The organism is Xenorhabdus vietnamensis, from assembly GCF_002127535.1.
In the GTDB taxonomy this organism is placed as follows: Bacteria; Pseudomonadota; Gammaproteobacteria; order Enterobacterales; family Enterobacteriaceae; genus Xenorhabdus; species Xenorhabdus vietnamensis.
This window is the reverse complement of record NZ_MUBJ01000002.1, coordinates 175731-190801: the sequence shown is the minus strand read 5'-3', so window position 1 is coordinate 190801 and position 15071 is coordinate 175731. Positions and strand designations below refer to the sequence as shown.

Sequence of the window (15071 nt, the reverse complement as noted above, 5' to 3'; positions counted from 1 at the left end):
TGAAGGCTCTCCTTATACGCTAAAAATGCATCAATCTGAATTCGAAATGAGTAATAAGTATCATGCTTCCATTTAGTGCAATAAATATCCATAATGGATAAAAACTTATGATAGGGTGTCATCAATGGTACTGCGTAACCTTGAAGACTTAAGTGTATTTATCAGAATCATCGATACAGGCAGTTTCACCGCGGCTGCTCGGGCTTTAGGTTTATCTCCTACAACTGTCAGTAAGCAAATTGCACGCCTAGAGAAAAATCTTGGGATAGTTCTATTTGTACGAAGCACTCGCTCATTACGCATTACACCCGAAGGCAAACTAATCGCTGAAAAAGTGAGGGCTGCATTAACACTGGTGGAAGAAGCGGCTGAAATTGCCAAGGATGGAAATGAATCTCTCACGGGTTTGATCAGACTTACTGCGCCAGTACCGCTTGGGCGGACCTATGTCACAGAAGCAATTGCAGAGTTCAGAAAAAAATACCCATCGGTAGGATTCATCTTACATTTGACAGACAAAGTTGTTGATCTTTATAAGGCAGAGATGGATTTAGCTATCAGAGTGGCAAATTTAACTGATTCACGTTTAATTGCCAGACGATTAGCAGAGAACAAACGAATTTTAGTGGCGTCACCTAATTACCTCAAACTACATGGTGAACCTCAGTATCCAGAAGAGCTAGTTAACCATAATTGCCTGATTTTTTCCGCCTCTGGAAATAAAAGTACGATATGGTCACTTCACAACAAAAAAAACATTAAAGCCATTTCACTCTCAAGTGATTTAATCGCCAATAATGGTGATGTCTTGCGAACATGGTGTGTAGCAGGTCTAGGTATAGCACTTCGAGAAACCTGGGATGTAGCAGGTTTAATTCGCTCAAACAAACTCATCCAGATCTTGCCGGAATGGCAAGAAGAGACCTCTCCAATTAATATAGTGAGGGCTGGGAAACGGCCGACTCCACAACGTATCAAAAGTTTTATTGAGTTCCTCACCGAAGAGTGGAGAATTCCCCCCTGGGATAAGTAACCGAACAAGTCAGTAAAATTATCATCATCCCGACCTGTTCCTGTCGTCTTACAAAATACTTTGAATGACTCCACCATCAACACGTAACGCAGTGCCAGTTATTGCAGAAGCGAATGGCGAGGTTAAAAAGAGAACAGCATTAGCAACTTCTTCAGCCGTTGCCAACCGTCCCAGCAACGATGCGGGGCGTGCTGTCTCAATAAAGCGTTTTCCCGCTTCCTCAATTGAGAGTGTAGGATCCGTGATAAGCTCTCTGACAAATCGTTCAACTCCTTCACTCTCTGTTGGCCCAGGTAGAACACTATTGACGGTGACTCCCGTTCCAGTAGCCGCTTGCGCAAACCCTCTTGCTGCTGCGACTTGGGCTGTCTTAGTCAGGCCATAATGTGGCATTTCTACCGGGATCTGTAAGGCTGACTCACTGGAAATAAATACCACACGCCCCCATCTTTTCCCTATCATTAGTGGGATATATGAACGTGCCAACCGAATCCCACTTAGGACATTAATATTAAAATAGTTAAGCCATTCATCATCGCTAATTTCAAAAATTGACTTAGGAGAAAAAATTCCAGCATTATTAATAAGGATATCAATGGCCGGAAATTTCTTATTAATTAATTCGCATCCTTCTCTGGTTCCAACATCAGCAGCTACAGTAAAAACGCGGCCAGTATCCTTAAATTTATTAATGGCTTGTATTAACCGCTCTTCACTTCTTCCATTCAAAATGACGGAGGCACCAGCCTCATGTAAGCTGTGCGCAATAGCCAACCCAATTCCTGCTGTCGACCCCGTGACTAATGCAATTTTCCCTTCTAAATTTATATTCATATAAACCTCTGTTCATCTTCACTAGATATGCTGAGTCTTAAGCTATTTCTTTAATTAGATAAAAGGAGTCACTCCGCCATCTACTAAATAATTTGCGCCAGTGATAAATGCAGCGGATTCTGAGGCCAGAAATGAGAGTAAAACTGCCACTTCTTCAGGCTGTCCTAACCGACCAACAGCAATATCAACTTCTTCGATATAACGTTGTAATGCCTCTTCACGCCCAGTCTCATATTTTTGTTCAAGCTGAGTTATCAACCCTTCAGGTTTATCGTAAATAGAAGTATGAATAAAAGCAGGAGAGATAACATTGGAACGAATTCCATATTTGCCAAACTCCCGTGATATCACTTTAGATAGCGTTAGAATTGAAGATTTCAAAATACTGTAATCAGGAAGATTCAGATTTGGCATTAATGCTGCTTCAGAAGCTATGTGGAGTAAAATACCCTTTTTCTGGTTACGCATATAAGGTAGTACACTCCGAGCCATCCGAATGTAACCAAGTAGGTTGATTTCGAATGTAGAATGCCAATCATCATCGGTCACATCAAGAAAACTCTTCCTTGGTTTTACTAATGCAGCATTATTAATCAGGATATCTATCCTTCCAAATTTACTGATGACTGTATTGATAAACCCATCAATATCTGAAGGGTTTCTGACATCAAGCTGATAAGGAAATAGATATTCCCCTCCCTGCAACTCATAAAGTTGCTCCGGGTTAATATCTCCTCCTATAACATATGCCCCCTCTTTTAAAAATTCAGTGGTAGCAGCAAGCCCAATACCTGAGCCTGCCCCAGTGATTATGACTATTTCACCAACTAAACTACGCTTCATGAGCATCCCCAGCAGTAACATCCCGTTTGATTTGATTAAGATGTACAACAATTCGTGCTTGTTTTGCGACAAAGTAATTCGGCACTGAATAAGCAATAGTTGCAAAGTCGAGTTTTCCATTTTGGTTGAAATCCGCCACCGCTATGCGGGCAACTGATTCATTGGAAACACGCCAACGAGTGAAAATACCTCTCGATAGGTCAATAGCTTTGTAGTAAAAAACACCTTGCCAAGGCCATGGGCCTCTTAAGGCAACAAGAAACTCATCATCGCCATCACCATCAAAATCTGCACAAAGAACTTGATGTCCAGGGCCTTCTCCATTTTCATTGGGATCACCAAAAACATCCAATATGAAACGATTCCAAGTCGCCACTTCAACAGGAGAGCCAAGTTTATCTTTCACATAGACAGCCACAGTATTACCGTGGAATGGCTCAACTGCCGCTACATAAGCGAAAGAATCTCCACCTACCTGACCTACATCAAGATCACCGCTACCACGAAACCCTGTACTCTCAAATTGAGTCAGTTCTCCTACACCAATCAAGACTTTGATCCATTGAGCTTTTTGGTCATCGTAATAGAGCCATGTAACACCTTCATCCGACGCCAGTAATAATGAATCACGATCTGATCCAGGAATCAGCCCACGTTTTTTCTCTGCACCATGAATCAAACGGAAAAATGTGTTATCAATCACCTCCATTGGCCATTCATCAGCTGTTTTGACATCATCAGGTTTTGTGAATAAAACCACGGGAAGTAATGAATGGATGTTCCCATGAGGAACGATAGGAAGCCCTAAAATCTCAAGACGATCAGTTTGAGTAAAAAAACCTGCCCGTAAGCGATGCATTCCTGTTGTACGGCCAACATAGTGACGTTCCCAACGTCCAGATTCGGTAAATTCAGGCCCAGGATTTTCAATCCAATCTATTTTGCCCCCAGTGGGATTGGCATCGTAAAGCGTACCTTTAGGACCATACAAGTCATAACAGACTATGATGTCCGGATAACCATTGCCAGATACATCAGCATAATCCCCACCGACAGGCATTCTGATATTATCGACGACAAGGTGCTTCTTCCAATCAGGGTTACGATACCAATATATTTCCCCCAGAGAGAGGCCATATCCAAAAAGATCATATAAACCATCTTTATTTATATCTGGTGCTTCAAGCCAATATCCATCTCGTAATTGATCAGCTACAAGGATTTGTTCAAAAATAGGAATTGGTAATTTAGAATCGGCATTAGTCATATTATTCTCCAATAATTGGGTGATATTCTACTGCCAGCCAAATACAATCAGTTTCTGCATAATATTGATGCCACGGATATTCGAATTCTGTTAAGCTCAAAGCAGAGCAAAACGGGCGAGTTGTTGTAAATCCAGGATACATTCCAATATCTTCATACAGTGTATTAAAGTCTTTGCCTCTGAATTTCTGCATATGTCCAAGACCAAAGATTTGTGTATGAATTTCAATAAAAGGATGTTCACGATGTATTTGGCAATGTGTTCCAGCGGATGCGAACCAAAGATTGGTCTTAACAAAAAATCGTGATTTATGTTCGACTTTATCTAATTTCGATTTATTTGAAAGATAGGAAGGTAAAAAATCAATATTTATTTCAGATGTAAGATCTTGTGGAGAACGCCATAAATTTATATCGCAATTACTTCCATCATTATTTTTTTCCATCTTTTTAAAAAATTTAGACCACTGTGATTTTTTACATAGCTCTTCTGCTGAAACTAATTTATCCGTATCAAAAAATAATAATAAATCGCTACCAAATAGATTAACATTACGTAATTTTGTTGATGTCATTGGTTGGATATTATCTTTTTCGAACCCATCAATTAAAGCAGTCTTAGTTCCTAAATTAACAACAATAGCAGAACCATCAAGAGATAAATTACCTTCATCAAAAACAACTATGGATGGTAATAAATCATTTGAAAATGTTAATAATCTTTGATGGTGAGCACCTGTTATTTTCATTTTACTTATCCATCATTTAATATTTGATAATAAAGGAGATATCTTTGTCAAAGAAGGTTGTTTCAACATATTTTTTTCCTTATTGCATAACCATTTTTTATTAAAAAATTGGTCAATAGCATCAAGAATTCTATGTGTCGATTCTCCATCACCATATGGACAGCCACCAGCAACAAAACGATCATACACCTCTTTATTCGAAAGCACTTCTTGCACAGCATTAACGATTTCAATTCGCTCATTACCAACTAATTTTGCAGAATTTGAGAAAATCGCTTCCGGACGCTCTGTAATTTCACGAAGTATCAGCGTAGGCTTACCTAAAGCAGGGCCTTCTTCTTCTGCACCGCTACTGTCGGAAAGAATCACATCTGCACGCAACATCAACCGAACAAAACCCAGATAGGGCAAAGGTTCCAATAATGTTACATTAGGGTGTTTCTGTAATAAGGGGAGCAAAGTATCTCTAATAATGGGGTTCTTGTGCAGCGGAACCACCACACGTACATTGGGTAACGATGCGACATCAGCCAAAGCTTCGGCTATTTGAGTCAACTTAGGCCAGCTTTCACGTCGATGTGTAGAAGCCAAAATAATACGCGACTTATCACGTTCAATATCGTCAAGAACAATATTATTAAATTCTCTTACCTTAGGGAGACTCCAATGCAATGCATCTACCACTGTATTTCCAGTGATCGCAATAGAACTGGCAGGAATTCCCTCTTGCAAAAGATTTAAATAATTACCTACAGTAGGAGCAAGATGCAATGAACTTATTTGTGCTACCAGACGCCGATTACCCTCTTCAGGAAAAGGAGAATAAAGGTTTCCACTACGTAATCCAGCTTCAATATGAATTACAGGGATTCTATTTTGAAAACCAAACAAAGCTCCCGCAACAGTGGAAGCAGTATCTCCGTGTACAACAATTGCATCAATTTCTTGTATCACCGGGACTTTAGATAACTCATCTAATATTCTATGTGTTACACCCGAAATTGTTTGTCTTTCGCGCATAACTTTCAAATCTATATCTGCTGTTATTCCAAAGACCGAAAGAGTAGAGTGCAACATCTCATCATGTTGTCCAGTGGATATAATAATTGGGTCAAAGCGTTCATCTTGACGCATTTTTATAATTGGAATAGCACATTTAATCGCCTCAGGTCTTGTTCCTATGACAAATCCAATTTTTAACATTATAATTCCCCTTTATATTTTCTAAATCAAAAATATATTTCTTATTTTTATAAGTAAATACCTAGGAAAAATTTATCGCAATAATAATTTATAATTTTACATTTCATTATATTGCTCATCTCAAAACCATAGCATAGAAATAAAATGAAACAATATAATTATTATTTACCATCTATGATTTAAATAAATTTCTAAAATAATATATTACTTCGTCTTATTCTTTACATAAAAAATCAAGCTATAAATAGCAGTGCCATGAATTAGTACAGACTACCAGACATCAAGCTATTACTGTTCAGATATTAAACTAATCAACTATATCAGTAATATAATAATGCTATTTGACATATTTATGATATTACCTTAATACATGAATTCTTAGGATTGCAAAAAAAGAATTTCTATTATGCGATTTCGTCATAAATGTAATTAATCAGACTAGATATAAAAATAAAAAAACCGTAATAACATTATGATATTAGTTACTTTAACTATCAAAAACAATTTCAATAAAATTGTTAATCATCATATACTGGATCTTGAAGATTAAGCCGCCCACTGTTTTACTTCCCGTTCTGATAACCGTTCGAAAAATGTTGTAAATTTTAATAAAATTTAATGCTAATGAACATGGCAATCTACCGCTCCCACAGGCAAACAATGCGGATTGTAATGGTTACTGGCGGCATATTGCAGGATTATCACGGTATTGTAAGAAGATTGGTGGAAAGATGACGGGAAATATAAGAGAAAATAGTCAACATTAGAAAGCCATATTTCCCGCAATCAACAAATATCTTTGTATTCTTTTCTATGGATATAATTTTATAAGTGAAAGAATAATACGAATCTATTATTATGTTAGTATAACAAGTAAAAACCATCACCACATATAATAATGACAATGAGATAGTTAACAAAAGCAAACAAATTATTCTTACACCAGAATTGCTACTCTTATTTTATTTCTATAGTTTCACTCAGCAACAAATAAAAAACCGGAAAGACCACAGTGATCTTTCCGGTCTATTGTTTATGAAATCGATTTTGGTAGAATCGATAGAAGACTTACCCTATCCAGATAATATGATCGATTCACGAATAAAATTTGATAGTTACTTTGTAGAGTTAGAGTTCCATTTTAGAGTGATAGTGCAAATTTAGCCATGATACGGCGTTAAGTTTAATCCACTAAAAATAATCCGTTACCGAGGGAAAAAATATTTAACACTATTAATTTTCAGCTTTTGCTGGCACTGCCATGCTTTCTGGAACCGCTCTGGATTACTGGCGGTATAATGCATGGTATGTCGTATATTCCGGTGTCCTAAATAATCCTGAATCAATCGAGTATCCAATCCCTGATTGGCTAATTCAAAACCACAAGAATGCCGCAACTTATGTGGATGTAACTTAATGGATAACCCTGCCTGCTCTCCATACCTTCCCATTAAGACATGAACCCACTGACGTGATAATTTTCCTCCTTTACGCGAAGGAAATAGCCATGTAGAAGCTCGGTATATTGTGTTGTTACTCCTGACTTGCAACCACTTTAAGATAAGTTCTTTTTCCGTTGCTGATATAGGGTGTGTTGTCGAAAAACCGTTTTTTAATCGCTTTATATAAATGGTTTTCCCTGCAATATCAATATCGGAGACTTTTAATGAAATCAACTCGCTCACACGTAGGCCATGAATATAAGTTAAGTACAGCAGACACTGATCACGTTCCTTATTTACAGAATTAGTTAATACAGCAAAAACACGATTCCATTCGTCTTGTGTGATGTATTTTCTCATGACAATCTCCAATAAAACGAATCCCACACTGCTCCAATTTCACACTTTCTGTCTGAACAGAATACCGATGATAATAAAAATATCGTTATACTCATCATTTTTAAGGTAATCAGATTCCCCATGATAAATAAATATCAGTTAATAATGGCTCTGCGATCACTTTTTAATCTATCGCATAAAGGATTTTAACTTTATTAATTATATGACCTATATGCGATTTTGCAGAATATAAATAATATCTAAATCACAGAAAACACCATGAATAATTGTAAAGCATAATGAACAGTGTTGCCGTTTTTAAATAAAAAATTACAATATAATTATTTGTGTGTTTTTTGATCTTATATAAATGACACTTTAATTATATTTGAGTATTAATGGATAAAAATAATTCTTTATATTGTTATTTAAATAAAAAATATACATTCTCGAATCGCTTTAATATGAAAATTAAAACGAAAATAGACAATAGATAATAGGAAGTAGTTAACCAATCATATTTTCTTATGTTTTATACTGATTTTATTTTAATCTGGAAATTAGCATTAAGATAATATAAAACTAAATGATAACTATTTGTTTTTACTTAATTAATCACATTAAATGTGTTTTGAATATCATAATACTGCCTGAATACGCTAAATTAGCTGTTTTTCTCCTATTCAATATTTTATTGATAATGATTGATAACGAAAGTTATATTGATCAATAAATGATTTTATGTTGGAATAAAAACCCTCACAAAGACAAAATACTAGATCAATAATCTAGAAGTTGACCATCAATTAGAGTTTGTTAACTGTTTTGTGATGAATTAAATCAGGTAATGCCGTGTTGTCACCCTTTTATTTTGTTATTATCAGGCGTTTTTCTCCTGATTACACGACTCATGATAAGTAGTAAATAGAAAGTAATGTCCTGAAATGGATAGGTTTACTGCTGGCTATCGCCTGATATTTTTTTATTGTTACAGGTTTATAGCTATGAACAAAAAATTTGATAATCCGTGGCTACAGAGTCAGCAAGAGTTGTTAAAACGTGTAGCCTGGGTGAACATTATCGCTCAATTTGTATTTCCTATTGCTGGTGCATTCACTCCCGTTATCGCTACTGCCAGAACACCCCCAACTTTTCAAAATGAAAAATGGGACTTACCTACAGAGTCTTATGTCCTGAAATCAGGAGAAACGGTCAGTTCCGTTGCCAGACGTTATGGTTTAAGCACCTCTGACTTAGAAAAGATCAATCGACTGCGTACTTTTGAGAAACCTTTTACCGCACTCGGCGTCGGTAGTGAAATTGATGTACCTAAACCTCGAAACAATAAATTCCTTCCCTTTAACTATTATTCATTTCACCATTCTTTATTAGAGCGTTCTTCATTTAGCAAGGGCCTTATTGCAGAAGAAAAAACTGCTACTACAGACAATAACTCTAAACGTCTGGCTGAGGTTTCCTTGCGAACAGCTCAATTATTGAGTAGTGACAACATTAAAAATAATGCGACAAGTCAATTAAACAATCTGGCAATGAGAGAAGCCAGCCAGCAAATCCAAAACTGGTTGGGACGCTATGGTACTGCTCGTGTTCAGGTAAATATGAATAGCCATGGCCGTTTGGATAACAGTCAGTTTGATATGTTATTGCCTCTGTATGATACCCATCAACAGATGGCTTTTACACAATTCGGCCTACGTCATATAGATAAACGTAATACCGTCAATGTTGGATTTGGACAACGTCATTTTTTTGGCGATTGGATGCTGGGCTACAATGCTTTCTTCGACCACGATATCACCGGTGATAATAGCCGATTCGGTCTGGGTGCAGAATATGCCCGCAATTACCTTAAATTGACTACAAATGGCTATTTTCGTTTAAGTAATTGGAAAGAGTCGCACCTTCTGACCGATTATGATGAGCGTCCCGCTAATGGGTTCGACTTTAAAGTTCAAGGCTATTGGCCTTCTTTACCACAGCTCGGTGGTAAGTTGATGTATGAGCAATACTTCGGCGATGAAGTTAGCTTAATCAATACAGAGCATCGCAAAAAAGATCCTTCCGCCTTCACTGTCGGGATTAATTATACCCCTATCCCATTACTGACTTTTGGTATTGATCGTAAACAAAACATGTCCGGCAGTGGAGATACACAGCTCAACATAGAACTGAATTATGAAATAGGCACATCGTGGTCAAAACAGATTGATCCGGATGCTGTAGCGTCCAAACGTACCCTACAAGGCAGCCGCTATGATTTGGTTGAACGCAATAATCAAATCGTTCTTGAATACCGTAAACGTGAAGTGATCTCTCTGGCGATAGATAATCAGATTATCGGTCATGCGGGTGAGATTAAGCCCCTCCATATCAATGTCAGCAGCAAGTATGGACTTAAAGATATTACATGGGATGCTGCGAGACTGCTTGCCAATGGCGGGGAGATCAAACACAAAGGAGGTCTCAGCTATCTGCTGACTCTACCAAGATACCAATCTCAAGGCAGTAATATTTATACTGTGGGTGCCACTGCTTATGATAATCACGGCAATGCCTCCAAACGAGAGGAAATTCAGGTACAAGTACTCCCTGAGGAAATCAGTAATGGTAAATCCACCTTTACCACAAAAGATACAGAACTGTTGGCTGATGATCATTCCACCACTATCCTGACTTTGATCTTAAAGGACAAAGATAATAAGCCAGTCAAGGGTATTGCATCAGATATCAAATTAGTCACCAGTAAATTAAGTGGGGAAGGCAACGATCCTAAGATCGCAAAAATGGAAGAAATACAACCGGGTGTTTATCACTCTCTGCTTACTGCCGGTAAAAAGACGGGAGTCCTGAAAATTACACCGGAAGTATATGGAATAACAATCAATCCCGTAGAAATCACATTCGTTCATCCTGATGCACCAATCGTCAAAAATTTAACCTTAACTGGTAAATTGGAGATGGGGCAAAAACTGAGTGCAACCTACACTTTTTACGCTAATCACGGCGATACAACTGATAAATCCCGCTATGTATGGGGTGAAAAAGGCAATATTGACATTACCAAAGGTAATACGATCATCGAGTCTGGCAAGATCCCTGACTATATATTGACACAGTCAGATGCAGGTACAGTGAAAGTAATCTCTGTACAAGCACAAAACGGGCTTGGTCTTATTGGGAATACCCAAGTCGTTGATAGCAGTATGGATAACCAACAAGGCAACTATACACATGATGGTGGCAGAGGCGGTACAGTCAGAGGACTCGCCGACAAGATAACTATTACGATGAGTGCCAGTAAAGTTAAAAAAGATGATCCTGTCACCCTGAAGATCCAAACTCTAAATCATGGGAAATTAGTCCGAAATGTAGCTGTAAATCTTAAAGCCATCAAAGCGCTGAATCGCCAGAATGTATCTCAGAAGATCTCGGTATTGCTCAATGGAAAATTAGGTCCGTATCAGGATTTCAGTGATAACCAAGGTATTCTGCCCATCACTGTGACTGATCCACATGGTCTTGGCGTGAAGACGACTCTCTCCATCAAGGCAGACGGTACAGCAGCTCTCGAAACTAAAGATGCCATCTTTACTGTCGCTACCAGCCCGGACGTCTCCGTAGCAAACTTTTGGGGACACATGGCTGAAACCGTAGTCGCTGCAAACGGAGTGGTCTTTGCACGGCCACGATTGTCAGCAGAACTGGAAAAGTTAGGCCATAACGGAGGAAGTGTTTCTCCCTTTGCGGAGAATGGTGAAATGTGGCCACGCCGTGTCTATAAAGGAGCTGTATGGTACTGCGGCAAAATAAATGCGCACCTGCCAACAAGAGAGGATTTGATGGCGCTTTATCAAGCCCATCCCAAAAATACAATGTATGACACATATGGCTGGCCAGAACACCGTTCCTATCGTTCTTCGACTCCAGGAATAGATAAGGAAGGTAAACATTCACACTATACAGTGAATATAGATTATGGAGATCCACATTTTATCAGTGATGTAGACGTCGATTACGTTATCTGTAAAGGATAATCGTTCTTTTATTAATCAGCTAAAAATCCGCCTCTTTGTCGAGATAGAGGCGGATAATGTTCTTCTTGTTAATACTCTTCACCTTCCAACCACCTTCCCTTTCTGGTTTCCTTTGCGCTGGCATTCCCTATCCCTACACCCGCATAGCTATGGTCAGTTATATCCTTTTATATTCAGTTGGTTGTAAGCTAAGTAAAGCTAGTAATCCATCAGGGATAAATACCCCTTTCTGCCAATACTCTATTGACGATATGAAATTCAACCTTTGATAATGCCACTTTAAATTTATGTATCGTCATTAATCGCACAATAAAAAATATATGTACGAATTTAACCTCGTGTTGTTATTGCTTCAGCAGATGTGTGTCTATTTGGTGACCGCCTGGCTGCTGAGTAAAACACCTTTGTTTATTCCCCTATTGCAAGTCACGGTTCGCTTACCACATAAACTAATGTGTTACGTTATTTTTTCCATTTTTTGCATTATGGGGACGTATTTTGGGCTGAATGTTAACGATTCCATTGCCAATACTCGTGCTATCGGTGCGGTATTGGGTGGTCTTTTCGGTGGCCCCATGGTAGGGGCAATGGTGGGCTTCACGGGAGGACTGCATCGCTATTCTCTCGGAGGAATGACTGCATTCAGCTGTATGGTATCCACCATTGTAGAAGGCGTGCTTGGTGGCCTTGTGCATATTTATCTGATGAAACGAGGTCAGATTAATAAGTTGCTGAATCCATGGACGGCGGCTATTGTCACTTTCTTCGCTGAATGCATCCAGATGGGGATTATCTTGCTTCTGACCAATCCTTTCAGTGAAGCACTGAATTTAGTGAAAAATATCGCGGCTCCAATGATCATCTCCAACAGTGTAGGAGCGGCCATGTTTATCCGTATTTTATTGGACAGACGTGCCATTTTCGAAAAATACAATAACGCTTTCTCTGCCCAAGCTTTAAAAATTGCCGTCTGTACAGAAGGAATTTTGCATAAAGGGTTCAATGAAGATAATAGTATGCGTGTAGCAAAAGTTATCTATCAGGAGCTGGAGATCAGTGCTGTCGCGATTACAGACAGAGAAAAACTACTGGCGTTTATTGGCATCGGCTCAGATCACCATTTACCCGGTACTCCCATTGCTGCCGAACAGTCTCATCGTGCTATTAAGAATAATGAGGTTGTCTATGCCGATGGCAATAAAACACCTTATTGCTGTTCCCTTAGCCCAACCTGCAAACTTGGCTCAGCACTGGTTATCCCTTTACGTGGAGAAAATCAACAGGTCATTGGTACTATCAAACTTTACGAAGCCAAGAATCGTTTATTCAGTTCCATCAATCGCACATTGGGAGAGGGAATTGCCAGTCTGCTCTCTGCCCAAATTCTTGCCGGACAGTATGAACGAAATAAGCAATCGTTGCTGCAATCAGAAATAAAACTCCTTCACGCGCAAGTGAATCCTCACTTTTTATTTAATGCCTTAAATACGTTACAAGCGGTAATTCGTCGGGATAGCCAGCAAGCAGGCCAGCTTGTGCAGTATCTTTCAACATTTTTCCGTAAGAATTTGAAGCGTTCTGAAGATATCGCCACTTTGGAGAATGAAATAGAACATGTGAATGCTTACTTACAAATTGAGAAAGCACGCTTCCGTGAACGTCTTCAGATTGCCATAGAAATACCCGAAGCACTGCGCCACGCAAAATTACCCGCATTTTCTCTGCAACCCATGGTAGAAAATGCCATCAAGCATGGTACGTCACAGTTATTAGATACAGGACAAATTACGATCCGTGCGTATCAGGATATCAATCTGCTACGGGTAGAAATTGAAGATAATGCAGGGCTTTATTGTCCCGAACAAATGGGGGATGGACTTGGGATAAGTCTGGTAGATAAACGTCTTCGTCTTCGCTATGGTGAGTGCTACGGTGTGCATGTTGAATGCCAACCAGAAACATTTACCCGTATCATCTTATGTTTACCGTTGGAAAAAGGGGCTGACAAAGCGGTGTAAATATGAATGTATTGATTGTTGATGATGAACCTCTGGCGCGTGAGAACCTGCGTTGCCTGCTGGAAGAGAAAAAGGATATTCAAATCATCGGTGAATGTGCCAATGCAGTGGAAGCCATCGGCGCTATCCATCGTCTGAAACCCGATGTTGTTTTCCTTGATATTCAAATGCCCCGCATTACCGGGCTTGAAATGGTAAGTATGCTCGATCCTGAGCATCGCCCTTATATTGTATTTTTGACCGCTTTTGATGAATATGCGGTGCAAGCCTTTGAAGAGCACGCTTTCGATTATTTGTTAAAGCCACTGGAAAAAGAGCGTTTGAGTAAGACTTTACAACGGCTACATTCTGGTTATCAAAAGCAGAATCTGACAGATCTGCAACGCGAAGATGAGCAATTGAAATACATTCCCTGTACTGGACATAGCCGGATCTGGTTAATGCCATTGAATGATGTACTGTATGTCACTTCCCGGCTAAGTGGTATATATGTCATGAGTGCCAACGGGCAGGAAGGCTTTACCGAGTTGACTCTGCGTACTCTGGAAACCCGTACTTCTCTGACTCGTTGCCATCGTCAGTATCTCGTCAATATGCCCCATTTGCGGGAGATTGTTTTTGTAGAAAGTGGACAGGCAGAGCTGGTTCTGAGCAATGATAAACGCATTCCAGTGAGTCGTCGTTATCTAAAGCCACTTAAAGAAGAGCTGGGCTTAAATTAATCGCCACGGCATAATTCCTTGACCCTACAGGAAAAATAAATCAAGGAAATGCTTATGGCAGATTTTTATCTCAAAATTAAAACAAACAGAATGACCCTGAAAAACCTCAATAATCAGAAAGAGCTGGAGATTGAAGGCGATTTCAGTACAACCCGCTTGCTTATTGGTGAGTTTTACAATGCAGAATTTCAGTTACGCACACTGCTTCATCAGCATGGCTTTTTGAAAGGCATTAAACGGCTTTTTGAGCGAAAACATCGAGTATTGATCCATCCATTAAATCAAAGCGAAGGTGGGCTATGTTCTGTAGAAGAAAGAATTTTGCATGAGGTAGCTCACGGTGGTTTCGGTGGCTTCATTAAAAAAATGGTTATCCATCAAGGTAAGCGCTTACTTTCAGATGGAGAAGCCAAAGCCGAGTTGAACAAGCCTATCCCCAAAAATCCTCCCAGAGCCGGTTAGAATCCAATTGAACAAAGAATATAAGGCCCTTTCTCCGTTAAGAGAAAGGGCCTTATTTAACGCATCATGATTACGATATTTTCAACGCAATAGAATGCCAATCAA

General features: G+C 39.0%; 11 protein-coding genes. 5 read left to right on the top strand and 6 right to left on the bottom strand.

From position 1 onward, the window contains the following. Positions 1-124 precede the first annotated feature (124 nt). Positions 125-1033, top strand: a complete 909-nt coding sequence (locus Xvie_RS02980) for a LysR family transcriptional regulator (RefSeq protein ID WP_086107891.1) — start codon at positions 125-127, stop codon at positions 1031-1033. Positions 1034-1081: 48 nt separating this feature from the next. Here Xvie_RS02980 and Xvie_RS02975 read toward each other — a convergent pair whose 3' ends face one another. The 6 genes from Xvie_RS02975 to Xvie_RS02950 form a co-directional block, all read right to left on the bottom strand. Next, complete coding sequence (locus tag Xvie_RS02975) at positions 1082-1867, bottom strand: SDR family NAD(P)-dependent oxidoreductase (protein WP_086107890.1); 786 nt, start codon at positions 1865-1867, stop codon at positions 1082-1084. Positions 1868-1921: 54 nt separating this feature from the next. Beyond that, a complete protein-coding gene (locus Xvie_RS02970; RefSeq protein ID WP_167376224.1) occupies positions 1922-2710 on the bottom strand; it encodes an SDR family NAD(P)-dependent oxidoreductase in 789 nt (262 codons plus the stop codon). Further along, positions 2700-3977: a hypothetical protein gene (locus Xvie_RS02965; protein WP_086107888.1), complete on the bottom strand. Its 1278-nt coding sequence runs from the start codon at positions 3975-3977 to the stop codon at positions 2700-2702. Before Xvie_RS02965 ends, Xvie_RS02970 begins: the two co-directional genes overlap by 11 nt. 1 nt (position 3978) lies before the next feature. Beyond that, the gene (locus Xvie_RS02960; RefSeq protein ID WP_086107887.1) at positions 3979-4725 is read right to left on the bottom strand and encodes a hypothetical protein; all 747 of its coding nucleotides are present in this window, start codon (positions 4723-4725) and stop codon (positions 3979-3981) included. 12 nt (positions 4726-4737) lie between these two features. After that, positions 4738-5928, bottom strand: coding sequence for a non-hydrolyzing UDP-N-acetylglucosamine 2-epimerase (gene wecB / locus Xvie_RS02955; RefSeq protein WP_086107886.1), 1191 nt, complete (start codon positions 5926-5928; stop codon positions 4738-4740). 1205 nt (positions 5929-7133) lie between these two features. After that, positions 7134-7730 (bottom strand): tyrosine-type recombinase/integrase, encoded by a 597-nt coding sequence (locus tag Xvie_RS02950; RefSeq protein ID WP_086107885.1) that lies wholly within the window; start codon positions 7728-7730, stop codon positions 7134-7136. 983 nt (positions 7731-8713) lie between these two features. Between Xvie_RS02950 and Xvie_RS02945 the strand changes: the two genes are divergently transcribed. The 4 genes from Xvie_RS02945 to Xvie_RS02930 all read left to right on the top strand — a co-directional run bounded on the left by Xvie_RS02945 (position 8714) and on the right by Xvie_RS02930 (position 14966). Continuing rightward, positions 8714-11764, top strand: coding sequence for an inverse autotransporter beta domain-containing protein (locus Xvie_RS02945; RefSeq protein WP_086107884.1), 3051 nt, complete (start codon positions 8714-8716; stop codon positions 11762-11764). Positions 11765-12084: 320 nt separating this feature from the next. Beyond that, a complete protein-coding gene (locus tag Xvie_RS02940; protein WP_086107883.1) occupies positions 12085-13782 on the top strand; it encodes a sensor histidine kinase in 1698 nt (565 codons plus the stop codon). Positions 13783-13784: 2 nt separating this feature from the next. Next, the gene (gene btsR / locus Xvie_RS02935; protein WP_086107882.1) at positions 13785-14504 is read left to right on the top strand and encodes a two-component system response regulator BtsR; all 720 of its coding nucleotides are present in this window, start codon (positions 13785-13787) and stop codon (positions 14502-14504) included. Positions 14505-14558: 54 nt separating this feature from the next. Then, the gene (locus Xvie_RS02930; protein WP_086107881.1) at positions 14559-14966 is read left to right on the top strand and encodes a hypothetical protein; all 408 of its coding nucleotides are present in this window, start codon (positions 14559-14561) and stop codon (positions 14964-14966) included. The last annotated feature ends 105 nt before the right edge of the window (positions 14967-15071 follow it).